At 61.3% G+C, this 23868-nt stretch carries 22 protein-coding genes; 12 read left to right on the top strand and 10 right to left on the bottom strand.

The genetic code is table 11. The features are described 5' to 3' along the window. Positions 1-238 precede the first annotated feature (238 nt). Positions 239-451 (top strand): DUF3820 family protein, encoded by a 213-nt coding sequence (locus tag E0D86_RS16630; protein WP_131651155.1) that lies wholly within the window; start codon positions 239-241, stop codon positions 449-451. Between the two features lie 107 nt (positions 452-558). Here the strand turns inward: E0D86_RS16630 and E0D86_RS16635 are convergent, their stop codons facing one another. Beyond that, entirely contained in the window at positions 559-1089 is a 531-nt protein-coding gene (locus E0D86_RS16635; protein ID WP_131651156.1) for a hypothetical protein, read from the bottom strand. A gap of 297 nt (positions 1090-1386) precedes the next feature. Between E0D86_RS16635 and E0D86_RS16640 the strand changes: the two genes are divergently transcribed. From E0D86_RS16640 to E0D86_RS16655, 4 genes are all read left to right on the top strand, one after another. Continuing rightward, entirely contained in the window at positions 1387-2508 is a 1122-nt protein-coding gene (locus E0D86_RS16640) for a beta-ketoacyl-ACP synthase III (protein ID WP_131651157.1), read from the top strand. A 241-nt stretch (positions 2509-2749) separates the two neighbouring features. Next, the gene (locus tag E0D86_RS16645; RefSeq protein WP_131651158.1) at positions 2750-3814 is read left to right on the top strand and encodes a porin; all 1065 of its coding nucleotides are present in this window, start codon (positions 2750-2752) and stop codon (positions 3812-3814) included. A gap of 155 nt (positions 3815-3969) precedes the next feature. After that, on the top strand, positions 3970-4665 hold the full coding sequence (locus E0D86_RS16650) for a DUF2057 family protein (protein ID WP_131651159.1): 696 nt from the start codon (positions 3970-3972) through the stop codon (positions 4663-4665). A gap of 151 nt (positions 4666-4816) precedes the next feature. Beyond that, positions 4817-5947, top strand: a complete 1131-nt coding sequence (locus tag E0D86_RS16655) for a GNAT family N-acetyltransferase (protein WP_131651160.1) — start codon at positions 4817-4819, stop codon at positions 5945-5947. A gap of 155 nt (positions 5948-6102) precedes the next feature. Here the strand turns inward: E0D86_RS16655 and metR are convergent, their stop codons facing one another. Continuing rightward, entirely contained in the window at positions 6103-7029 is a 927-nt protein-coding gene (metR, locus tag E0D86_RS16660; protein ID WP_131651161.1) for a transcriptional regulator MetR, read from the bottom strand. Between the two features lie 264 nt (positions 7030-7293). Between metR and metE the strand changes: the two genes are divergently transcribed. Together metE and ybaK are read left to right on the top strand one after the other, a co-directional pair. Further along, the gene (metE, locus tag E0D86_RS16665; protein WP_131651162.1) at positions 7294-9594 is read left to right on the top strand and encodes a 5-methyltetrahydropteroyltriglutamate--homocysteine S-methyltransferase; all 2301 of its coding nucleotides are present in this window, start codon (positions 7294-7296) and stop codon (positions 9592-9594) included. 76 nt (positions 9595-9670) lie between these two features. Continuing rightward, the gene (gene ybaK, locus E0D86_RS16670) at positions 9671-10141 is read left to right on the top strand and encodes a Cys-tRNA(Pro) deacylase (protein ID WP_131651163.1); all 471 of its coding nucleotides are present in this window, start codon (positions 9671-9673) and stop codon (positions 10139-10141) included. A 6-nt stretch (positions 10142-10147) separates the two neighbouring features. Here ybaK and mltF read toward each other — a convergent pair whose 3' ends face one another. Then, the gene (gene mltF / locus E0D86_RS16675; protein ID WP_131651164.1) at positions 10148-11608 is read right to left on the bottom strand and encodes a membrane-bound lytic murein transglycosylase MltF; all 1461 of its coding nucleotides are present in this window, start codon (positions 11606-11608) and stop codon (positions 10148-10150) included. A gap of 263 nt (positions 11609-11871) precedes the next feature. On the opposite strand from mltF, the gene E0D86_RS16680 reads away from it, so the two are divergent. Both E0D86_RS16680 and E0D86_RS16685 read left to right on the top strand, forming a co-directional pair. Then, a complete protein-coding gene (locus E0D86_RS16680) occupies positions 11872-12171 on the top strand; it encodes a GIY-YIG nuclease family protein (protein ID WP_131651165.1) in 300 nt (99 codons plus the stop codon). Positions 12172-12238: 67 nt separating this feature from the next. Continuing rightward, on the top strand, positions 12239-13177 hold the full coding sequence (locus E0D86_RS16685) for a glutathione S-transferase family protein (RefSeq protein WP_131651166.1): 939 nt from the start codon (positions 12239-12241) through the stop codon (positions 13175-13177). 57 nt (positions 13178-13234) lie between these two features. Here the strand turns inward: E0D86_RS16685 and E0D86_RS16690 are convergent, their stop codons facing one another. Beyond that, positions 13235-14032, bottom strand: coding sequence for an undecaprenyl-diphosphate phosphatase (locus E0D86_RS16690; RefSeq protein ID WP_131651167.1), 798 nt, complete (start codon positions 14030-14032; stop codon positions 13235-13237). A 253-nt stretch (positions 14033-14285) separates the two neighbouring features. Then, on the bottom strand, positions 14286-15293 hold the full coding sequence (gene yejK, locus E0D86_RS16695; RefSeq protein WP_131651168.1) for a nucleoid-associated protein YejK: 1008 nt from the start codon (positions 15291-15293) through the stop codon (positions 14286-14288). Positions 15294-15434: 141 nt separating this feature from the next. On the opposite strand from yejK, the gene E0D86_RS16700 reads away from it, so the two are divergent. From E0D86_RS16700 to E0D86_RS16710, 3 genes are all read left to right on the top strand, one after another. Beyond that, positions 15435-16646 (top strand): MFS transporter, encoded by a 1212-nt coding sequence (locus E0D86_RS16700; protein WP_131651169.1) that lies wholly within the window; start codon positions 15435-15437, stop codon positions 16644-16646. Between the two features lie 264 nt (positions 16647-16910). Further along, the gene (locus tag E0D86_RS16705) at positions 16911-17102 is read left to right on the top strand and encodes a hypothetical protein (RefSeq protein WP_131651170.1); all 192 of its coding nucleotides are present in this window, start codon (positions 16911-16913) and stop codon (positions 17100-17102) included. A gap of 12 nt (positions 17103-17114) precedes the next feature. Beyond that, positions 17115-17537, top strand: coding sequence for a GNAT family N-acetyltransferase (locus tag E0D86_RS16710; RefSeq protein ID WP_371924085.1), 423 nt, complete (start codon positions 17115-17117; stop codon positions 17535-17537). 1 nt (position 17538) lies between these two features. On the opposite strand, the gene rlmF is transcribed toward E0D86_RS16710, so the two are convergent. The 5 genes from rlmF to nhaD all read right to left on the bottom strand — a co-directional run bounded on the left by rlmF (position 17539) and on the right by nhaD (position 23434). Beyond that, positions 17539-18540, bottom strand: coding sequence for a 23S rRNA (adenine(1618)-N(6))-methyltransferase RlmF (gene rlmF / locus E0D86_RS16715; protein ID WP_131651172.1), 1002 nt, complete (start codon positions 18538-18540; stop codon positions 17539-17541). Between the two features lie 43 nt (positions 18541-18583). After that, positions 18584-19753 (bottom strand): YbfB/YjiJ family MFS transporter, encoded by a 1170-nt coding sequence (locus tag E0D86_RS16720; RefSeq protein WP_131651173.1) that lies wholly within the window; start codon positions 19751-19753, stop codon positions 18584-18586. Between the two features lie 85 nt (positions 19754-19838). Then, entirely contained in the window at positions 19839-21668 is a 1830-nt protein-coding gene (locus E0D86_RS16725; RefSeq protein WP_131651174.1) for an SLC13 family permease, read from the bottom strand. Positions 21669-21680: 12 nt separating this feature from the next. Beyond that, positions 21681-21977 carry a helix-turn-helix domain-containing protein gene (locus E0D86_RS16730; RefSeq protein ID WP_131651175.1) on the bottom strand — a complete coding sequence of 99 codons (297 nt, stop codon included), beginning with the start codon at positions 21975-21977 and terminating at the stop codon, positions 21681-21683. Between the two features lie 74 nt (positions 21978-22051). Next, a complete protein-coding gene (gene nhaD, locus E0D86_RS16735; protein ID WP_131651176.1) occupies positions 22052-23434 on the bottom strand; it encodes a sodium:proton antiporter NhaD in 1383 nt (460 codons plus the stop codon). Between the last annotated feature and the right edge of the window lie 434 nt (positions 23435-23868).

Below are 23868 nucleotides of genomic sequence, written 5' to 3' on the forward strand. Positions count from 1 at the left end.
TGGGGAAATAGGCTCAGACTATCGGGGCGATAGACTCTTCACTATGTAGCGACAATGTATGCGCGCAGCGCACGGCTGCCGTGAGCTAAGTGCGTTTGATAGCGCATTGCCTTATAGCCGGGTTAGGGAAAATTGCATCTTTTATGCAGAAATGACCCAAGCCAAAGGTGCCGTAACGGATCTGTCGAAGCCGGGTGGCTGTGGCAATATCCCGCTCCCGCCGAAGCGAATGCCGTACATGAAACCCGAAGATCTTGAACGTCTGGTGACCCAGACCATGCCCTACGGCAAGTACAAGGGGCGACTGATCGCCGACCTGCCGGGCAACTACCTCAACTGGTTCGCCAGGGTGGGTTTCCCGCCAGGAGAAATCGGCCAGTTGCTGGCGCTGATGCAGGAGATCGATCACAACGGCCTGTCGCCGCTGCTCGATCCGCTACGCCGACGCTAAACCCGTAGAGCCGAATTTATTCGGCCGGTTCTGCTGAGGGCCGATAGATAGAAAGCGGCATCCCGTTCCACCAAGGCCGAACAAGATCGGCCCTACGGTGTTGTGAGTTATTCGCCGAGTTCCGCCTGCAGTGCGGCCAGCGCAGGCGCGGCGTAAATGCCGACCTCCACGGCCAGCGCCATCACTCGCTCGACGTCGCAGGTGTAGACCAGCACCGCCTGAAGTTCGTTATCCAGCGGTTCGCTGAAGTCCACCAGTACGTAGCCACCCTTCTCGGGGTAGAGCGCGCCGAGTTGCGTCTGGATACGGTTGAGCGCCTTCAAGGGCTCGGTCTTGGCCAGCTGTTTGGGTTGCAGCACGAAGTTGACGCTCTCGCCAAACGAGGCGCGGATCTGCTCGAACAATGCCTGATAGTCGTCGGCCTGGAACAGCACCGTGTCCGGCAGGCTGCCGACGACCACCCATTCGCCCAGTGGAATGGGGAAGTCATCGTCGTAATTGATATCCGGATTGGCCTGCAGAAAGCCCTGGGGATCGGCATAGGCCTGCGCGGCTTCGTCGGCGACGCGGTTGATTACCTCATCGCTCATGCAGCCGGAGCTGATGAGGCGGATCAATTCGGCGAGTGAATCTTTCATCGGGCGGTCCTGGCTTGTTGGGCGCGCAAGAATAACGTAAGCCGGTTGCGGCCGGCAGTAACTGCCCTGATGAGCAATATGGGGCGGTACCGGGGCCGACAGTGTGGCCGGCGCTACGATTGCCGACCTGTGATCTGCTTGTCCGCTTTTCAACGCGCGGCTGCAGCTTCTGTCAGGTTTTCGTGCACAATAGCCGCCATATAAAACAGATGCGGGATGAGGCTAGCGATCGGCGCTGCCGGCATCGCTCTGTTCCGACGCCAGACAACGATCAGCCAATATTCAAGAGGAACGACTGTGCATAACGTCGTCATCAGCGGTACCGGCCTTTATACCCCTGCCCAGAGCATTTCCAACGACGAGCTGGTGGAGTCCTTCAACACTTACTCGCTCCGCTTCAATACCGAACATGCCGCTGCCATCGAAGCCGGTGAAGTGCAGCCGATGCCTGAGTCCAGCTCAGCCTTCATCGAGAAGGCGTCCGGTATCAAGAGCCGCTTCGTGACCGACAAGGCCGGCATCCTCGATCCCGACCGCATGGTTCCGCGCATTCCCGAGCGCAGCAATGACGAGTGGTCGATTCTTTGCGAAATGTCGGTGAAAGCCGCCGAAGAGGCACTGGCCAGAGCGGGCAAAACCGCCGCGGACATCGACGGGGTGATCGTGGCGTGCTCCAACCTGCAGCGTGCCTACCCGGCGGTAGCCATCGAAGTGCAGGCGGCACTGGGCATCAAGGGCTTCGGCTTCGACATGAACGTCGCCTGTTCCTCGGCCACCTTCGGTATCCAGAACGCCGCCAACGCGGTGCAACTGGGCCAGGCGCGGGCAGTGTTGATGGTCAATCCGGAAATCTGCACCGGCCACATGAACTTCCGCGATCGCGACAGCCACTTCATCTTTGGCGACGCCTGCACCGCAGTGATCGTCGAGCGCGCCGACCTGGCGACCTCCAAGTATCAGTGGGATGTCATCAGCACCAAACTGGTGACCGAATTCTCCAACAACATCCGCAACAACTTCGGCTTCCTCAACCGCACCGCCGAGGAATACATGACCAACCCGGACAAGCTGTTCGTCCAGGAAGGCCGCAAGGTGTTCAAGGAAGTCTGCCCGATGGTGGCCGAGTTGATCGGCGAGCACCTGAAGGAAAACGATATTGAGGTCGGCTCGGTCAAGCGCTTCTGGCTGCATCAGGCCAACCTCAACATGAACCACCTGATCGTGCGCAAGCTGCTGGGTCGCGACGCCAGCGCCGAAGAGGCGCCTGTGATTCTCGACACCTACGCCAACACCAGTTCGGCCGGCTCGGTGATTGCCTTTCACAAGCACCAGGACGACCTGCCGGCTGGGAGCCTTGGTGTGCTCAGCTCTTTCGGTGCCGGTTACTCGATTGGCAGCGTGATCCTGCGCAAGCGCTGATCCCCGCGTCCGCTGCCTCTCGAACCGGGAGGCAGCGCGCAGTATTTCCCACCTTCTCGCCTGCTTCCAGCGGTCCGCTTGGACCGCTCTGCAATGCCCATTGCAGAAAGTTCCCACAACTTTGAACTGTCATATTGCGGCAAATCTTCTGTCACATCGGCTTCCCATAATCGCCTCCGTCGAACAAGACGACGTCATGTCACTCGCAGGACGACGTTTCATAACCGAAGGAGCTTTTCCGATGAAGAAGAAGTTGATTGCGATTGCTGTTGGTGCTGCGATGGCGGTGCCGGCTGTGGCAATGGCCGATATAAGCATCTACGGCCGTGCGCACGTGTCGGTGGATTTTCTGGATGACGGTGCCGACTATTCCGAAACCAACCTGTCGAGCAACTCTTCGCGCCTGGGTTTCAAGGGTGACCACCAGATCAACCCGAATCTGAACGCATTCTTCCAGATCGAGCAGGAAGTTCTGTTTGGCTCCGATAACGGCAGCAGCTTCAACACCCGTGACACCTTCGTTGGCTTGAGTGGCAACTTCGGTGCGGCGCAGATTGGTCGCTTCGACAGCCCGTTCAAGGTCGCCCGTGGTCCGGCCAACCTGTTCGGTGATCAGGTCGGTGACATGCGTAACCTGACGCGTGTCGGCGATGCCCGTTTCGATGAGCGCTACGACAACACCATCCAGTACACCACGCCTGACTTCGGTGGCTTCAACGCCAAGCTGGCCTACTCGGTCCATGAAGGTCAGTCGGTACAGCTGGATGACGAAGGTGATGCGCTCGACAGTGACTCCATGAGCATGTCGCTGAACTACGCCGGTGGCCCGCTCGAGGCATCTCTGGCATACGAGCAGGCTGAAGAGGACACCAGTCGTGGCGAGCGTGATGGGATTCGTGCCGCTGCAGCCTACAAGCTGACCGACGCGTTCAAGCTGGTTGGCTTCTATCAGACCATCGAGTATGACGATGCTGATGCCTCGGATCTGGAGCGCGACCTGTGGACGTCGGACGTTTATGGCGTGGGTGGCGAATACAAGATCGCTTCCAATACCGCGCTTAAGGCCATGTGGATGACCCGCGACGCCGACGCGGATGATGCTGACGCCGATATGTGGGTCGTGGGTGTCGAGCACAAGCTGGACAAGGCAGTCCGTGTCTATGCCAACTACGCAGTGCTGGACAACGATGACGCGATTCGCATGAACCCGTGGAGCCAAGGCCGCTCCGCCAACCCATCCAGCTCCGATGACGCTTTCGGTGAGCAAGCCTCTGCCTTCACCGTGGGGCTGCGCTACGACTTCTGATCCTGCTTGGCGGGATGGGTAAACAAACCGGGCTGTTCCCATAGGGGCAGCCCGGTTTGTCATTTGGCTGACATTTTTCAGTCTTATTCTTGTTTTCCGATTGTCATCGAATCCAGACCGCCGACGTCGGCGGGCCTTTGCACTTAGGAGCTTTCATGCGCAGTTTGTTCGTTATCGCCATGGCCTGCCTGCTGGCAGCCTGTGCCCAACAGCCCCACGTCAAGTTGTACGCCGGTGAGTCTTTGCCGGAGAGCCAAGTACTGACGCTGGTCGTTCCCAGCGAGTTGGAAATTCGCAGCATCAACGGCAAACCCCACTCTGCCGCCAACTCAATGTTCGGTGCGGCGGATAAGCAGCTGCAGCTGCAGCCGGGCGCCTACCGGGTTCATGCCTTTTACAAGAACGGGTTCGATATCAACGGCGGCATGAGCCACGAAGTAGTGCGCGGACGCACGGCCATTTTCAACTTCGAGGGGCAAGCCGGTGAGGTATGGCGCCTGGAGTTCGATCGCCCGCAGAACCTGGCCGAAGCCCAGGCATTCGAGACCGAATTCCCCGCCTGGGCCCTGAACACCCGCACGGGCGAGCGTCATGAGGCGCAGGCCGGTAATCGCAATACCTCGGTATTCAACGCGATGCTGGTCTCCAGTGAAGTCGCGCCGGAGGCAACCAGCGTTGCGCCGCTAGGTGCCGCAACCGAGCCCGCTGCTCAGGCGGTGACGCTGCGCCAGTCGCCCGCTGCGACGGCTACCCTGCCACACACCGACGCCACTCTGACCACCCTGCAGCAGATGTGGAATCTGCTGACGCCGGAAAGCCGCACGGCCTTCCTCAAATGGGCTCAGCAGTAAGCGTTTGGTGAAAGGCTGAGCCTCGACCGTAGGGGCCAGCTTGCTGGCGAAGCTTCGGTCCGGTTACGGATCGCCAGCAAGCGGGCTCCTGGTTGCATCACTCGCTTTAAGAACCTTTTATTCCTGCGCGCGACGGGCCAGACTGCGCGGCATGCCTATCCAGACCCTTTCCCGCCTTGCCGAGATTGCGCCGCAACAGTGGGATGCACTGCTGACGGAGCCCCAGCCGTTCCTGCGTCACGCCTTTCTTTCCAGCCTCGAAGACAGCGCCAGCATTGGCGGGCGTACGGGCTGGCAGCCGGAACACCGGTTGCTGCTCGATGCGACGGGTGCCGTGCAGGCTGCGTTGCCGCTGTATCGAAAGAGCCATTCATATGGCGAATATGTTTTCGACTGGGCCTGGGCCGATGCCTGCCATCGGGCCGGAATCGCGTATTACCCCAAGCTGCTCTGTGCCGTGCCGTTCTCGCCAGTGACGGGCACGCGCCTGCTGGGCGATCGCGAGGCGGCGGCCCGGTTACTTGATCAGCTCATCTCCGGACTGGCTGAACGAGGACAATCGAGCCTGCATGTCAACTTCACCGAGCCCGATTCCGATGCGCTGTTGCAGGGGCGAGACGGCTGGCTGGAACGCATCGGCTGCCAGTTCCACTGGCACAACCGCGGCTATCGGGATTTTCAGGATTTTCTCGACGGCCTCACCTCGCGCAAGCGCAAGCAGTTGCGCAAGGAGCGTGAGCAAGTGGCGGGGCAGGGGATCGAATTCGACTGGCGAGAAGGGCATCAGCTTGACGAGGCGGAATGGGATTTCGTCTACGCCTGCTACGCCAACACCTACCATGTGCGCGGTCAGGCGCCCTACCTGACGCGCAGCTTTTTCAGCCTGGTGGCTGAGCGCATGCCGGAGGCGATCCGCGTGGTGCTGGCCAGGCAGGGCGCCCGCCCGGTGGCCATGGCCTTCAGCCTGATCGACGCGGGTGGGCTCTATGGCCGTTACTGGGGCTGCCTGGCCGAATTCGATCGGCTGCACTTCGAGACCTGTTTCTATCAGGGCATCGATCAGGCGATCGCCGCCGGGCTGTCTCGTTTCGATGCTGGCGCGCAGGGCGAGCACAAGTTGATTCGCGGCTTCGAGCCGGTGATCACCCGCTCCTGGCATTACCTGGCGCATCCTGGGCTGCGTGCCGCGGTGAGCGACTTCCTCCTTCAGGAGCGCCAGGGTGTGCTGCGTTATGCAGAGGCGGCGCGTGATGCGCTGCCCTATCGACAAGATATGGCGTAGTCGTAGCCTGGATTAGCCGGAGGCGTAATCCGGGTGTCAGAGGCGGTAGTCCGGGCACCCGAAGGCGCAATTCTTCGCCATAGATTCGCGGCAAGCGAAGGAAGCGCCTTCGGCGATTCCCTCCTAAGGGGGCTATCGGCACGTCACGGCGGGCGCTATTTCGCCTTCGGCGCCGCGCTCACGCCTTCGAGGGTGGCGAAGGAGGTGTCCTTGGCCGTAAGCAGGAAATCACGCATGAACGGCGAATCCAGCATGTCGGCGCGGATACCGGCGTAGAGCGTGGCAAACAGGCCTTTCTCACCCAGCCGCTTGGCGGTGACGTAGCCGCGTGTGCTGTATTCGTGCAACGCCCAGTTCGGCACGCTGCAGACGCCACGCCCGGAGGCGACCAGCTGCATCATCATTACCGTCAGTTCTGAAGTGCGGACTTGGGCCGGCTCGATATCGGCTGGCTCCAGAAAGCGCGTGAAGATATCCAGCCGGTCGCGCTCCACCGGGTAGGTAATCAGGGTTTCGCTGCTCAGATCTTCGGCACGCACATAAGGCCGTGTCGCCAGCGGATGCTGGTTTGCGACCGCCAGCAGGGCTTCATAGGTGAACAGCGGGACATAGCTGATGCCGGGCAGCTCGACCGGGTCCGACGTCACCACCAAGTCCAGATCGCCGCGGGCCAGCGCTGGCAGCGGCGCGAAGGAAAACCCCGAAGCCAGATCCAGTTCCACTTCCGGCCAGGCATCACGGAACTGGTCGATGGTCGGCATCAACCACTGGAAACAGCTGTGGCATTCGATGGCCATATGCAGACGCCCGGCGGTGCCGCCGGCCAGGCGCGCCAGATCGCGTTCGGCGCTGCGCAGCTGCGGCAGCAGGCTGTCGGCCAGCTGCAGCAGGCGCAAACCGGCGCTGGTAAAACGCACGGGGCGGGTCTTACGCACGAAGAGCTGTAGGCCCAGGCGCTCTTCCAGCTCTTTGAACTGATGCGACAGAGCCGATTGGGTCAGGTGCAGGCGCTCGGCTGCTTCGACGAGGCTGTCCGTCTCGCGCAATGCATGAAGCGTTTTCAGGTGGCGGATTTCCAGCATGTCGCGAGTTCCTTGCTGTTTGCAGCACACGCCGGCGCTCGTGATGTGGGCGAGCATATGACGTGAGCATTGCTCATCGTGATGGCGAAGTGTGTATCAGCATGAAAACACTGTCGAGCCGGAGTTAGCGAAGCGAGCCGCAGTAGTTTTGTCAGTTTATAAGTGAATTATCCTAATCTTTAACTTTAAATGCTTGAGTTTGTTTCATGCGTTCAGCATGGCCACAATCTCCTCATCGAAAAACGAGACGAATTGGAGATTGTTATGGCTGTGGCGCATTCCCTGGGCTTTCCCCGCATCGGCGCGGACCGCGAACTGAAAAAGGCCCTTGAAGCCTATTGGAAAGGCGATTTGGATGAGGGCGAGCTGCGCCGAGTGGGCCGCGAGATGCGCGCCGCGCACTGGCGGCTGCAGGCGGAGGCCGGCATCGACTTGTTACCGGTCGGCGATTTCGCCTGGTACGACCAAGTGCTGACGCATTCGCTGATGTTTGGCGTGGTGCCGGAGCGGTTTCGTCCGGCTGATGGCGCGCCGACGCTGGATACGCTATTCGCCATGGCGAGGGGCGTCACCAAATCTTGCTGCGGCGCGGGACAGGCGCAGGAAATGACCAAGTGGTTCGATACCAACTACCACTACCTGGTGCCTGAATTCACTGCGGATCAACAGTTCAGCCTGTCCTGGACGCAGTTGTTCGAGGAAGTCGAAGAAGCTAAAGCGCTGGGGCATGCGATCAAGCCGGTGCTGATCGGTCCGTTGACCTATCTCTGGTTGGGCAAGGCCAAGGGCGAGCCGTTCGACAAGCTGGACCTGCTGGAACGCCTGCTGCCGGTGTATGGCGAAGTGCTCGACCGGCTGGCCGAGCAGGGCGTCGAGTGGGTGCAGATCGACGAGCCGATTCTGGTGCTGGACCTGCCGCAGGACTGGAAGAATGCGTTCGAGCGCGCTTATAACCTGTTGCAGCGGGCTCCGCTGAAAAAGCTGGTCGCCACCTATTTTGGTGGTTTGGAAGACAATCTGGGCCTAGCCGCTGCGCTGCCGGTGGACGGTCTGCATATCGATCTGGTGCGCGCACCGGATCAGTACCCGGTGATCCTCGATCGGCTGCCGGCCTACAAGGTTCTTTCCCTCGGGCTGGTCAATGGGCGCAACGTTTGGCGCTGCGATCTGGACAAGGCGCTGAGTGTGTTGCAGCACGCCGCCGAGCGGCTCGGCGAGCGCTTATGGGTTGCGCCGTCCTGCTCGCTGCTGCACGCGCCGGTCGATCTGGCGCGAGAGGATCAGTTGGACGCTGAACTAAAAAGCTGGCTCGCCTTCGCGGTGCAGAAGTGCGCCGAAGTGGCGGTACTGGCACGTGCAGTGAGCGCACCTGAAGATGCTCAGGTACAAGCCGCGCTGCAACACAGCCGTGCGGTTCAGGCCAGCCGCGCGCAATCGCCGCGTATTCACAAGCCAGAGGTGCAGGCACGCCTGGCGGCCATCGCGCCACAGGATAGCCAGCGCTCGTCGCCCTTTGCCGAGCGGATCGATAAGCAGCGTGCGCGGCTGGATCTGCCGGCATTCCCGACCACTACCATCGGCTCGTTTCCGCAAACGCCAGCCATCCGTCTTGCGCGTCAGGCGTTCAAGCAGGGCAAATTGGCACTGACTGACTATACCGAGGCAATGCAGGCCGAAATTCGTCATGCAGTAGCGGTGCAGGAGCAGCTGGGCCTGGACGTGCTGGTGCATGGCGAGGCCGAGCGTAACGACATGGTCGAGTACTTTGCCGAGCAGCTCGACGGCTACGCCTTTACCCGTTTCGGCTGGGTGCAAAGCTATGGCTCGCGTTGCGTCAAACCGGCTGTGATCTATGGCGATCTGAGCCGTCCGGCGCCAATGACGGTGGAGTGGATTCGCTACGCGCAACAGCAGACCAGCAAGATCATGAAAGGCATGTTGACCGGCCCCGTGACGATGCTGATGTGGTCCTTCACTCGCGACGATATCAGTCGCGAACAACAGGCAAGGCAGCTTGCGTTGGCGATTCGCGATGAAGTCTGCGACCTGGAGGCCGCGGGTATCAGGATCGTGCAGATCGACGAGGCCGCGTTTCGCGAGGGCCTGCCGTTGCGCCGTGCGCAGTGGCAAGGGTATCTGGACTGGGCGGTGGAGGCCTTCCGCCTGTGCGCCAGCGGCGTACGCGATGAAACGCAGATCCATACGCACATGTGCTACAGCGAATTCAACGATGTGATCGAGTCGATCGCCGCGATGGATGCCGACGTCATCACCATCGAGACCTCGCGCTCGCAGATGGAACTGCTCGAAGCCTTCCGCGCCTTCGACTATCCCAACGACATCGGTCCAGGCGTCTACGACATTCACTCGCCACGGGTGCCGGATACCCAGGAAATGGTGCAGTTGCTCCAGAAGGCCAGTGAGCGGATTCCGGTCGAGCAGCTCTGGGTCAACCCTGATTGCGGCCTGAAGACCCGCGGCTGGCCTGAAACCGAGGCGGCATTGGTGAATATGGTCGCGGCGGCGCGGCAATTACGCGCCGCCCAGCAGGGCAGGGTGGCCTAAGACCGTCTCCGCGGCACGTGCGGGCCGTTGCGTTTTTCGGCTAAGGTAGCGGCTTCCATCCGACTCGCTCGCCATCATGACTCCCGCCATCGATCTGCTGAAAGAGGCCAAAGCCGAATACTGTGTTCACAGCTATGAGCACGATCCTAAGTCCGCGTCCTATGGGCTCGAAGCGGCCGAGAAGCTCGGCCTCGAGCCCGCACGCGTGTTCAAGACGCTGCTGGCCTGCAGCGAGAAGAACGAACTGCTGGTCGCGGTGGTGCCGGTCGCCGGTACGCTTGATCTGAAAGCGCTGGCGCAAGCGGCTAAAGTGAAGAAGGTCGAGATGGCTGATCCCATGGCTGCGCAACGTGCGACGGGTTATCTGATCGGAGGGATCAGCCCGCTGGGTCAGAAGAAGCGGTTGCGCACCTTTATTGACGGTTCGGCTCAGACGCAGCCAAGCATCTACGTCAGCGCCGGGCGTCGGGGATTAGAGGTCGAGCTGACGGCGCAGGTGTTGGCCGATCACACCGCCGGCAGCTTCGCGCCGATCGGCCGAGCCTAAGTCGGGTTACAGCGGCGGCAGAATCTCGCCGAACTCGGTGGCATTGATGCCGGGGATGTGAATCTCGTTCTGCACCAGTTGCTGGCCTTCCATCTGCGGCTGGGTCACCCAGGTCAGGATGTCGTAATAGCGGCGGATGTTGGCGACGAAATGCACGGGCTCGCCTCCGCGCGCATAACCGTAGCGCGTCTTGGTGTACCACTGTTTCTGAGATAGGCGTGGCAGCATCTGCTTCACGTCCAGCCATTTGTTCGGGTCCAGCCCTTCGCCCTCGGCCAGCTTTCGAGCGTCTTCCAGATGGCCGCCGCCGACGTTGTAGGCGGCGAGGGCGAACCAGGTGCGGTCCGGCTCCTTGATGCTGTCAGGCAGATTGGCATGGACCAGCGCGATGTATTTGCCGCCGCCCTGAATGCTCTGTACCGGGTCGAGGCGATTGGTAACGCCCATGGCTTTTGCGGTATTGAGCGTCAGCATCATCAGGCCGCGCACGCCGGTTTTCGACGTGGCTTCCGGTTGCCAATGGGATTCCTGATAGCCAATCGCGGCGAGCAGACGCCAGTCGACGCCATGCGTCTTGGCCGTTTCGCGGAAGTGCTTTTCATAGCGCGGCAGGCGCTGTTGGAGATGTTTGGCGAAGGCATAGGCACCGACATAACCGAGCACGTCGACATGGCCGTAATAACGTTCGCGCAGCCGCTGCAGCGTGCCGTTCTCCTTGGCCTGGTCGAGAAATTGGTTGGCCGCTACGAGCAGGCTGTCGTCTTCGCCTTTGCCGACGATCCACGACAGGCTGTTCTGCTCGCCCAGATCGAACGCAACGCGAGCATTGGTGAAATACACCTGGTTGAGCGCTAGTTCGTTCGATTCCACCAGCGTCAGATCGACCTGGCCTTCATCCACCATGCGCAGCAAATCGACGACTTCCACCGCGTCGGATTCCTCGTAGCGCAGCTCGGGCAACTCGGTCTGCAGCGCCTTGAGTTTTTCCGCCTGGCTGCTGCCCTTGAGTACCAGGATGCGCTTGCCGATCAGGTCTTCGGGTTGCGTCGGGCGGCGTTGCCCTCTGCGATAGACCACCTGAGTCGTGACGTCCAGGTAGGCGTTGGTGAAGCGCGCCAGGTTCTGGCGTCCTTCGCTGGCAACCAGCCCGGCTGCGGCGAGGTCAGGGCCGCCGGGACGATTCAGACGGGTGAAAATCTCATCGATGCTGTCGGCGGTTTCAAGCTGAAGCTCGACGCCCAAGTGGCTGGCGAAGCGTTTGACCAGTTCGTATTCGAAGCCAGCTTCGCCGTTGCGATCCTGAAAATACGTGGACGGGCTATTGCGGGTGATCACGCGCAGTACACCTTCCTCCTTAATACGCTCGAGTGCGCTGGGCGGTTCAGCGCAGCTGCTGAGCATCAGGAAGAGTCCGGTCGCCAGCAACCAGGCGGTGCAGCGCTTGCGGAACGCGGTTTGGGCAAACATCGGCGCAGTATACGCAAAGGCGAACCGCCACCATATATCGACAGGATCGACGGACTTTGCTAAGCGAAGCGGCTAGCGCATGGCTTACCGGGATGCCGTGGGTCTGTCCGATCAAGCGTCGGAGGCCATCACTATCTCGACGCAGCTCCGCGCCGAGCGGCCGTGCGAGCTTGCCCTGATGATGGCTGACCGGGACAATCCGACGCTTATTTTCGGGCGCGTTTCTGCATGCCACATTCCATCTTGCCGCGAGATTTGGTCGCATGAGCACCGCTGCTTCAAAGCCCTGGTTCGTCTATCTGGTAAGGGCAGCGAACGGCTCGCTGTATTGCGGAATCAGTGACGATGCGCAGCGCCGCTTTGCTGCGCACCAGAGCGGGCGAGGGGCGCGCTTCTTTCATTCGAGCCCGGCGGTGGCGCTGGTTTATGTCGAAGCCTGCGAGAGCAAGGGGGACGCATTGCGCCGCGAGCGTGCCATCAAATCGCTGAAAAAGCCGGCCAAGGAGGCGCTGGTCGCCACGTACCGTATCAGTGACCCGGTGAATGCCTCGGCAATCAGCTGAACGGGTAGGCTGCCTTCTCCGTCGCGAGTAAGCTGCCGGTCTACCTACAAGACTGGCGGAGCCTGCAATGCACGACATCATCCTGCACCACTATCCCACCTCGCCGTTTGCCGAAAAGGCGCGGCTGATGCTGGGTTTCAAGCAGCTTTCCTGGCGCTCGGTGACGATTCCGCCGGTGATGCCCAAGCCGGATCTCACCGCGCTGACCGGTGGCTACCGGCGTACGCCGGTGCTGCAGATCGGCGCCGATGTGTATTGCGATACCGCATTGATGGCCCGCCGCCTGGACGCCGAGAAAAACACGCCGGCGCTGTTTCCGGAAGGGCGGGAGTTCGTGGCGGCGACCTTGGCGCAGTGGGCGGATTCGGTGCTGTTCCTGCATGCGGTGAGCCTGGTATTCCAACCCGAATCCATGGCGCTGCGCTTCGCTCAGGTGCCCAAGGAGTTCGTGCAGGTTTTCAGCAAGGATCGCGCCGAGCTGTTCAGCAGCGGCTCCGTGACACGCATTCCGCTAGAACAGGCCAAGAGCCACTGGCCGGTGCTGATGGCGCGTCTGCAGCAACAGTTGTCGCGCGAAAGCGGCGGGTTTTTGCTGGGCAGCGCGCCTTGCGTGGCCGATATTGCAGTTGCGCATTGTCTGTGGTTTCTCAAGGGCACGCCGGTCACTGCGCCACTGGTGGACGATTATCCGGATGTTGCCGCCTGGCTTGGTAGGGTACTGGCTGTCGGTCATGGCTCGCTTTCCGAGCTGTCTGCCGAAGAGGCCGTATCCATCGCCCGCAGCTCCACTCCGGCTGCGTTGCCAGACGAGGCCTTCTTCGAGCCTAACGGCTTCCAGGCCGGCCAGTCGGTGACCATTTCCGCGGTGGACTACGGCACGGATCCGGTTGCTGGCGAGCTGGTATTCGTCGGTGTCGAGGAGTTGATTCTGCGCCGTGAAGATGAGCGCGCCGGCGTGGTCCATGTGCATTTCCCGCGCATCGGCTACCGCATCGACGCCCGTTGATGCCTCAGGCCCGCGAACTGCGCAACGCCGTTCCGCGGGCCTTTCGTGTTCCGAGCGTCAGAGCGCGATGAACAGCAGCGCGACGCCCAACAGCAAGCGATAGATCACGAAGGGCAGCATGCCCAGCGCATCCAGGGCCTTGAGGAACAGCTTGATGCAGAGGAATGCGGCTACGAAGGACAGGGCCGCGCCGATGAAAATGTCGTTCCATTGCGCAGCTTCGCCGGACTGAGCCAGTTCGACCGCTTTCAGCCCACCAGCGGCAAGGATCAGCGGTATCGACAGCAGGAAGGAGAAGCGCGCGGCGGTCTGCCGGGTAAAACCGAGCAGCAGGGCGGCGGTCATGGTAATGCCCGAGCGGGATGTGCCTGGAATCAACGCCAGTGCCTGGGCGAATCCGATAATCAGCGCGCTTTTCCAGGTCAGGTGATCGATTTCAGCGACCCGCCGGCCCTTGATGTCGGCGTACCACAGCAGCAAACCGAAGATGATGGTGGTGGCGGCAATCAACAGCATCGAACGGGTGTACTGCTCGATGAAGTCCTCCAGCAATAGCCCGATGACTGCCGCTGGCAGAGTACCAATGATGATTGCCCAGCCCAGACGGCTCTCAGCGCTGACCTGCCGTCTGAATACGTGAGCCAGCCAGCCGCGGCTGGTGGCAATCACTTCGTGACGGAAACAGATCAATACGGCTAGCAGCGTGCCGACATGCACCGCGACGTCGAACGCCTGGCCCTGGTCCGGCCAGCCGAGCACCTGGGACGGTAGGATCAAGTGAGCGGACGAGGAAATCGGGAGAAATTCGGTGATGCCTTGCACCAGGGACAGAATAATTAGGTGAAACCAATCCATTGCGAATCCTTACCAGAACGGGTCGTACAAAGTTGCGGCTCCAATCGAGCAGCCCATGTGACTGACAAACGGAAATTTCATTCAGCGATAGTCGGATTCGTTCCGCTCATGACCAGCGGGCGACCTCAGCCGGGCGGAGCAAGCCGCCCGGATCGAGCATGCGCTGAGTTGATGAACGTCCAACACCTTCAGCGCAGCGCTACAGCCGCTAAGGCGAAGACGCTGTCGTTAGCTGCGTCGGGCCAGCCGGTGATCAATCCTTGCGGCGCTTGAGCTGATCGGTCAGCTGTGTCGGGAGTTGGCGGATGATTAGCATGTTGCGGGCTTCGTCATATTCGATCTTCGAGCCCAGCAGGTGCGATTCGAAGCTGATCGACAGCCCTTCGGCGCGGCCGGTGAAGCGTTGAAACTGGTTGAGGGTGCGCTTGTCCGCCGGGATCTCCGGCGAAAGGCCGTAATCCTTGTTGCGGATGTGCTCGTAGAAGGCCCGTGGGTGCTCCTCGTCGATCACGCCGGACAGCTCTTCCAGCGACATGGGTTCGCCGATCTTCGCCTGGCTGCTGGCGTAACCGACCAGCGCACTGGTTTTCTCGCGGGCCTTTTCTTCCGGCAGGTCTTCACTTTCGACGTAGTCGCTGAACGCTTTGAGCAACGTACGGGTTTCGCCGGGCCCGTCGACGCCTTCCTGGCAGCCGATGAAGTCGCGAAAATACTCCGAGACCTTCTTGCCGTTCTTGCCCTTGATGAAGGAAATGTACTGTTTCGACTGCCGGTTATTCTTCCATTCGGACAGATTGATCCGGGTGGCCAGGTGCAGTTGGCCGAGGTCCAAGTGCTTGGCTGGCGCGACGTCCAGCGAGTCGGTGACGGTCACGCCGTTGCTGTGGTGGAGCAGGGCAATGGCCAAGTAATCGGTCATGCCCTGCTGGTAATGAGCGAACAGCACATGGCCACCGGTGGAGAGATTGGATTCCTCCATCAACTTCTGCAAATGTTCGACGGCTTGGCGGCTGAAGGAGGTGAAATCCTGGTTGTCTTCCATGTACTGACCCAGCCAGCCACTGAAAGGGTAGGCCCCCGACTCTTCGTGGAAATAGCCCCAGGCCTTGCCCTGCTTGGCGTTGTAGCTTTCGTTGAGATCGGCCAGCAGATTCTCGATTGCCTGTGATTCGCCAAGCTCCGAATCGCGGGCATGAAGCACGGCAGGCGTGCCGTCGGGCTTTTTCTCAATCAGATGAACGATGCAGTGGCGAATCGGCATGGGTTACTCGCGGGCGGGTGAGGCGGACAGGCGGCAGTTTAACCGAGCAACCGTGCCTGTCGCAGGGCAAAAAAGTGGATGCGGTTAAAAGGGGGGATGCGGGTAAGATGGCTTCCCCTTGTTTTACTAAGTGTGTCGGCGATGAATGCGATATGGCGCAACAGTACCTGGATCCTGCTGGGTGGTTCCCTGATCCTGGCCGTTTCCCTGGGCGTGCGGCACGGCTTCGGCCTGTTCCTGCCGCCAATGAGCGCGGAGTTCGGCTGGGGACGTGAGGTCTTCGCCTTCGCCATTGCTTTGCAGAATCTGATCTGGGGGTTGGCGCAGCCGATCACTGGCGCGCTGGCGGATCGCTTTGGCGTTGCCCGAGCGGTATTGCTGGGCGGAGTGTTGTACGCGGTCGGCCTTCTCTTGATGGCTGGCGCGGATTCGCCGATGTCACTGTCGCTGAGCGCCGGTTTGCTGATCGGCTTGGGACTGTCCGGTACCTCGTTCTCGGTGATTCTAGGCGCGGTCGGCCGCGCCGTGCCGGCTGAGAAGCGCAGCATGGCCATGGGCATCGCCAGCGCGGCGGGCTCCTTCGGTCAGTTTGCGATGCTGCCCGGCACGCTCGGTCTGATTGGCTGGCTGGGTTGGTCGTCGGCCTTGCTGGCGCTGGGGCTACTGGTCGCGCTGATCATGCCGCTGGCGTTGATGTTGCGCAGCGGACCGCCGGCTCCCGTGACCGGCCCGCAGCAGTCGCTGGTCGAGGCGCTGCGTGAGGCGGTCAGTCACTCCGGCTTCCGCCTGTTAGCGCTGGGCTTCTTCGTCTGCGGGTTCCAGGTGGTATTCATTGGCGTGCATCTGCCGGCGTATCTGGTGGATCAGCAACTGCCGGCGATGGCGGGCACCACGGTGCTGGCGCTGGTCGGGCTGTTCAATGTGGTGGGTACTTATACCGCCGGTTGGTTGGGCGGCTGTTACTCGAAACCCAAGTTGCTGACGGCGCTCTATCTGCTTCGGGCTGTTGTAATCAGCGCGTTCTTTTTCGCCCCGCTGACGCTCTGGACAGCCTATGCCTTCGGCATCGCGATGGGCCTGCTATGGCTGTCCACGGTGCCGCTGACCAACGGAACGGTGGCGACGCTGTTCGGTGTGCGCAACCTGTCGATGCTTGGCGGCATCGTCTTTCTGTTTCATCAGATCGGCTCTTTCTTCGGCGGCTGGCTGGGCGGGTGGGTTTACGACCAGACCGGCAGCTATGACCTGGTTTGGCAAATATCCATCGCTCTCAGTCTGATGGCCGCCGCGCTGAACTGGCCAATTCGTGAACAACCGGTCGAGCGGGTGCGTCTGGCCGGGGGCGTTGCGTAATGCGCAGGGGCTTGTTGTGGGCAGGCAGCGTTGTTCTGGCGCTGCTTCTGGCTATGGCTTGGTGGGGCTGGCAGCAGGGCGGGCTGGCCCTGCTGCAACTGGGCGTTGGCATTTGCTGATCGAGCGTTCTGGTAGTTTTTACGGGTGTTACGGAATCAATTCGAAGTAGATGGCTCCAACAAGCGAGACGATTGAAAGCTGTCGCAGAACCGTAACCAAAGCCCTGTAAAAAGCTGCGGCATGCAGTTATTGGAGCTACCGAACATGTCCACTCTTACCGAACTCGCCCAACAGATCGCCCAACTCTATCCTTTGCAGGACAAGCGCGTCGGCAAGCGCTACCGCGTAGTCGGCGAGCTCGCTGGCATGACTGAGCTGGAAGAGATCAATGGCGAGCCGCGTTACATTCAGACCATGGTCTTGAAAAACAAGCAGCTGTGGGACGTGGCGGTCTGAGCCATGCCTTGCGTGCGCAAGGCGCGCCGCGACGACGCTGTAACGATAGCTCGCCTGCTGGGCCAGCTTGGCTACCCGGCAAGCGATGAGCTCATCGACAGTCGTCTTCAGCAACAAATCGATCATGACGATGCCTGTCTGCTCGTGGCCGAGGGGGATGATGGCCAACTGCTCGGCTTCATCTCCCTGCATTTCATCGCGCAGTTAGCCCTTGAGGGCGACTTCTGCCGGATCAGCTATCTCTGCGTCGACTCGACGGCACGCAGTCGGGGGATCGGTGAGCTGCTGGTGCAGGCTGCCGAGCTGCGCGCCCGAGGTCGCGGTTGTGATCGCATGGAACTTCATTGCGATGTTCGACGCGACGCGGCTCACCGTTTCTATGCACGACTGGGTTATGAGGATGCGCCCAAGTACTTTCGTCGTTCGCTGAATTGACTCAGCCTGGCTGGCGCTTCCAACGTGTCGAGCGCCACTCGTTCTGCTGCGCTTCGTTCAGGAAGGTCCAGGCGACAAATCGGCTGCGCTTCTGTCCTTGCGACATGTCCGAGACCTGTATCTGATGGGCGCCGAGTTTTTTCAGCCGTGCCTGCAGCGGTTGCACATTGCCCGCCTTGGATACCAGCGTACTGAACCAGCAGACCTGCTCCGCCACGCCACGGCTTTCGTCCGCCAATCGAGCAATGAATGCCGCTTCCCCACCTTCACACCAGAGTTCCGCCGCCTGGCCGCCAAAGTTCAGTGCCGGAAGCTTGCGTTTCGGGTCGAGCTTGCCGAGGTTGCGCCATTTGCGCTGGCTGCCGCTGTTGGCTTCGGCCTGGGAGGCATGGAAAGGCGGGTTGCAGAGCGTGATGTCGAATCGGTCGTCAGGCTGCACGATCTTTTCGAAGATGTGTCGCGAGTCCGTCTGTTGGCGCAACGTGATGTTCTTGCCGAGCCCGTTCGCCGCGACGATGGTGCGCGCCGAAGCCAGGGCTATCGCGTCGATATCCGAGCCGGTGAAGCGCCAGCCGTATTCGCGTAGACCGATCAGCGGATAGATGCAGTTGGCGCCGGTGCCGATGTCCAGTGCGTGGATCCTGGCGCCGCGGGTGATTTCACCGGCGTTCTGGGTGGCCAGAAGATCGGCCAGGCCATGCAGGTAGTCGGCTCGCCCGGGAATCGGCGGGCACAGGTAGCCCGCTGGAATATCCCAGTGGGCGATACCGTAGAACTGCTTGAGCAATGCCCGGTTGAACACTCGCACCGCATCCGGGTTGGCGAAGTCGATGCTCTCCTTGCCGTATGGGTTGAGAATCACGTACTCGGCCAGCTCCGGACTGGCGGCAATCAGCGCAGGGAAATCATAGCGCCCGGTGTGGCGATTGCGCGGATGCAGCGTGGCCGTGCCGCTGGCCGGCTTGGCGGCGCGTGATTGGCTATTGGCTTTTGGGACGTTCATGTTCGGCTGCTGTAACGATGAAGTCGGCATTGTCCCACAGCTTTCAAGCGCGGCGTGGGACCAGCAGCATCCAGATCACCCCCCATAGCAGCGCGCCGGCGCCAAGCCAAAAGGCGCTGTGCAGGCTGCCGCCCATGCCCATCCAGACGCTGGTCAGCCAGGGAGCGGCGAGTTGCGTCAGGCCGTAAAAGGCGATCAGCGCGGCTGACAGGCGCGGCCCCTGATGCGGATGCAGCGTGCGCGCCAGCCGCTGGGTCAGCAGCACCGTGCCGAGGAAGGTACTGCCGACCAGCACGGCGCAGAGCAGGATGCCCGGCGCACCCGGCAGCAACAGGGCAGCCAGCACGCCGATCAGTTGAGTGACATAGCTCAAATGCAGTGCCCGGACATCGCCAAGCAGGGCGCCCAACCGATTCCACAGCCAAGGCGAGGGAAGCGTCGCGAGCGCCACTACAAGCCAACTGCTTTCGATCAGGAAATCACCGGGCTCCACCTGCAGCCGCGCTACCATCGGCAGAAAGGTCATCGGCAGGATGTAGCCCATGCCCGCGCCGGCATAGGCCAGAAACAGCGGTGTGCTGGCGCGATCCAGCAGTCGTCCGCTGCGGATATGCTCGGCGTCTTCCGTCGTTGTGTCGTCGGGTATGTCCAGCCGCGCCAGTTGGCGCCAGCCCCACCAAGCCAGCGGGATTGAAAGCAACGCCGCCGGCCACCAACGATCGGCGCCTGCCAGCACGCCGTTGCTCAGGCTCACCAGGAGGCTGGAGAGGATCAGCCCAACGCAAACGCCCAGGTAAACCAGACCGCTGGATGACACGCGCCGATGCCGCGCAAGCCATTCCAGAACCAGCGAAGGGGCCTGAACGAACACCAACCCGTTGCTGATGCCATTGAGCAGACGCAGCGCCGAAAGCGACTCCGCAGACTCGGCCTGGGTCTGTGCCAGGGTGGTCAACACGTGCACTATCAGCGCCCAAGGCAGGCTTCGGCGGATCTGCGAGACCCGATGCCAGCGCAACGCCAGCAGCGCGCCGATCAGGTAGCCGAGGTAGTTCCAACTGGCGATGCTCGCGCCTTGTTGCACGGTTAACTGCCCGTCTTCCACTAGCCAGGGCAGTAATGGCGTATAGACGAAACGACCGAGCCCGTGAACGACGAGCAGCAGCGTGGCTCCGGCCAGCAGGACAGGGAACAGGGCGGGGCGTTGGGTCATTGGTTCGGACCAGGCGAGCGTGGAGGGCGTCAGCTTAACGGCAGCAATGGTCAGGCGACCACGCTACGGATGGCTGATAGAAATTTCAAAGCGGGAAGAGCAGCGGCACCATTAACACCGATGTCAGCATGACCAACAAGGTGAAGGGCACACCGATGCGCACGAAATCCGCGAAACGATAGTTGCCTGGCCCAATCACCAAGGTATTCACGGGCGAAGAAATCGGCGTCATGAACGCGGCTGAGGCGGCCAGCGCGATGATCATGGCGAAGGGATAGGGCGATGCGCCAATTTGCTCGGCTGTGGAAATCGCCACCGGCGCCATCAATACCGCGGTTGCGGTGTTGGAGATGAACAGGCCGATGATGGCCGTGAGCAGAAACAGGCAGGCCAGCAACGCCTGCGGGCCGGAGTCGCCAAACAGGCCGATCAGCGCCGATACCGCCAGTGCTATCCCGCCGGTCTTTTCCAGCGCCAGGGCGAACGGCAGCATGCCGACGATCAGCACCAGGCTTTGCCAGTGGATGGCTCTGTAGGCACTGTCCATGTCGATGCAGCGGAACAGCCCCATGACCAGGCAGCCGATCAGCGCGGCGAGCACGTTAGGGACCACGCCGCTGACCATCAGCACCACCATCACGGCCAGCCCGAACAACGCGAAGGGCGCCTGATTGGCGGCGGGCGCTACGTCATCAATCTCGGCGGGCAGGCTCAAGACCAGGAAATCTCGGCGCATGCCTTGCAGGCGATGTATGTGTTTCCAGCCGCCGGCTACCAGCAGGGTGTCGGCGGGTTTGAGTTTTTCATCGACTAGCAAGCCTTGCAGCGCCTCGTGGTTGCGCCGCAGGCCGACGACGTTGAGCTTGTGATTGGAGCGAAAGCCCAGATCCTGAATGGTCTTGCCGGGAAGACGCGAGTCCGGTGGCAGCGCCACCTCTGCCAGGCCCAGCTCGCGGGAGTGATCGCCATAGTAGGAAGTGTCGAGCTGCAGCGGCTCGAGCCCCAGTTCGTCGTACGCGCCAAGCAGCCCGATCGCCGGGCTCGCCAGGTCGACCAGCAATACGTCTCCCGCAAGCAATTGCGTATTGCCGGTGGCGATCAATAACAGACGGCGGAAACGCCGTTGGCGCTCGATGCCGATGACATTGATGCCGTATTGAGTACGAAGCCGCAGCTCGTCGAGCGCTTGGTTGGCCAGCGGCGATGCGGGCAGTACGCGAAGACGGCGTTCGCGCTCGGGCAGTCGGTAGCGTTGGGCCAAGGCCGCGAGCGTGTCGCGGGGTTCTGCGGTGCTGTCCGGATCGCTCGACTGCCCAAGCCAGCGCCGCGCCAGCAGCATGTAGGCGATACCTAGCAGCAGGATGGTCAGCCCGATGGGCGCAAAACTGAAGAAGGCGAAGCCGACCAGGCCGGCGCGTCGTAGCTCGCTGTGTACCACCATGTTCGGCGGTGTGGCGACCAGTGTGAGCATGCCGCTCATCAAGCCGGCGAACGCCAGCGGCATCATCAGGCGGCGCGGCGATACATTCATCTTTGCGGCGATGCTCAGCACCACCGGAATGAAGATGGCGACCACGCCGGTCGAGCTCATCACCGAGCCCAGTCCGGCAACGGCAAGCATCAGCAGTACCAGCAGGCGTGTCTCGCTGCTGCCGGCCGAGCGCATCAACCACTCGCCCATGCGATAAGCGATGCCGGTACGCACCAGGCCGTTGCCGATCACGAAAAGCGCGGCGATCAGTACGACGCTGGGATCGCTGAAACCGGCCAGTGCTTCGGCAACGCTAAGGACCCCAGTCAGCGGAAGGGCGACCATGGCCAGCAGCGCGACGACATCCATCCGCGGCCGGTTGAGGATGAACAACCCGACGCAGGTGGCCAGCAATGCCAAGACCAGCAACAGATCGACGTTCATGCTGAACGGAGGTCAGGGGTAGCCGAGAACGGATTTGAGCTGGGGTAGGTTGCGCTCGATCCAATGGCGGTCGATCGCGCCCCAGTCGTGGATGCGGTATTGACCGGCGTTATGCCGTTCGCCGTCCTCCTGGGCGAAGCGGCAGTCGATATCGAGATCGGCTAGTGCGGTCAGGGTGTCTTGGGCTGTGCGCCTCGGCATCCCGGTCGCGGCGACCAGCGCGGGCACGCTGGTGGCTGCACCGCTGTCGATCAGCCAGGCGACGTAGAGTCGACGGTAGAAACTGCTTCTGGTTTTGCTGACAGTCATCACGGTTCCATGACAGTGGTTCTGTGCCGTTGAGCCTATGCGAGGCTTCAACGGCACAGAACGAGGCGTATCGATTAACGCAGCGCGAGCATGCCGATGTAAGTGACCGCGCCGGCTGTGTAGCCGAGGAAAGCTAGCAGGCTGACCCGCTTGATATACCAAGTGAAGCTGATCTTCTCCATGCCCATTGCTGCAACGCCCGCCGCCGAGCCGATGATCAGCGTGCTACCGCCGGTGCCGGCGCAGTAGGCGAGCATTTCCCAGAAATTGCCATCGACGACAAATTGCGAGAGCCATACGGTTTCGTCAGCCGCGGCTTCGGCAAGCATAGCCGGGCTCACCAGCGGGTACATTTTCATCGAACCGGCAACCAGCGGCACGTTGTCGACTACAGCCGATAGCAGGCCGATGGCGTAGTTGATGGGATAGATGTGGCCCATCGTCTCGCGTAGCGCCGTAGCGACCTGGGTCAGGTGACCGGCAGTGGCCAGTGCCGCGACGGCCAGCAGGATGCCGAGAAAGAACAGCACGCTGGGGGTATCGACCTTGCGCAGCACGCCGACGACCGAAAGCGGATGTTTGTCCTCGTCATTCTTATGGCGGTGGATGAATTCAGTGGTGATCCAAAGCACTCCGAGGCCGAAGAGGATGCCCATGTAAGGAGGCAGGTGTGTCACGGTTTTAAAGATCGGCACGAACAGCAGGGCCCCGAGACCGAGCGCCAGAACCAGGTTGCGCTCGAACGGAGTGGTAGCCGATGAGCTGTGTTCGGCAAGGTGCGCCCGCACGCGTGGCCGCGGCGCCTCGCCACGCAAGCGGAAGCTGAGGATGATCAATGGCACCAACAGGCAGACCAGGCTCGGCAGGAACAGGCCAGTGATAACGCCGGAGGCGGTGATCTGGCCACCGATCCAGAGCATGGTAGTGGTCACGTCGCCAATCGGCGACCAAGCACCACCGGCGTTGGCGGCGATCACCACGATGCCCACATACAGCCAGCGTTCCGGACGCCCGCGGATCAGTTTGCGTAGCAGCGAAACCATAACGATCGTAGTGGTCAGGTTGTCCAGCGCGGCTGACAGGAAGAAGGTCAGGAAGCCGATGATCCATAGCAGATGAACGCGCTTGCGTGTCTGAATTCGGTCGGTGATGGCCTTGAAGCCCTCGTGGGAGTCGATCAGCTCGACGATGGTCATCGCGCCAAGCAGAAAGAACAGGATTTCCGATATCTCGCCGAGGTGGTGGCGCAACGATTCGACCACTACGGCCGATGAGTCGCCTGGATCATGACTGCCTGGTTGCAGCAGCGGCAGAATGCTGTCCGCACCTAATATCAGTACGGTCCAGGTCAGCACTGCGGTGAGCAGCGCGGCGGCGGCTTTGTCGATCTTGAGTGGGTGTTCGAAGGCTATACAGAGATAGCCCAGAACAAACACAACAGCCATGAGTGCATACATCGGAGGGGCTCCATCTTGAGAAACCGGACCGGCGGTTCGGAATGCCGAACGGCTCGGTCGTTGGCAGGCTCAAAATGGCGATGGGCTTTAGCGAGTGAAGTAAGTTAGAAAACCGTATACGGAAAGGTAGCTACCTGCGTGTGACGGTCGCGTACGGCTGCCCGGTCGGGCTCGCTGTGCTGCGGGCTTAGTTCATGTCGTAGAGCTTCTGCGTTGGCTCGGCCTGCCAGTTGTTATTCGGGATTTTGTTGTGAGGGCATATTGTACCGGCGGTGCCGGTTATAACTTGTCACTGATCAAGCGCGATTCAAACAGACTGGCGTTCGGTTTACGGTAAGGCTGGAAATGACCGTGGCGCTCAAGACGAAGAGCGCCAGCAGTGCCAGCGCACTCCGTTCTGCTACTGATCGCAACGGCGAGCCGCTGCGATCAGC

Origin of the sequence: Pseudomonas sp. IC_126, assembly GCF_004331835.1 — a bacterium.
Classification (GTDB): Bacteria; Pseudomonadota; Gammaproteobacteria; order Pseudomonadales; family Pseudomonadaceae; genus Stutzerimonas.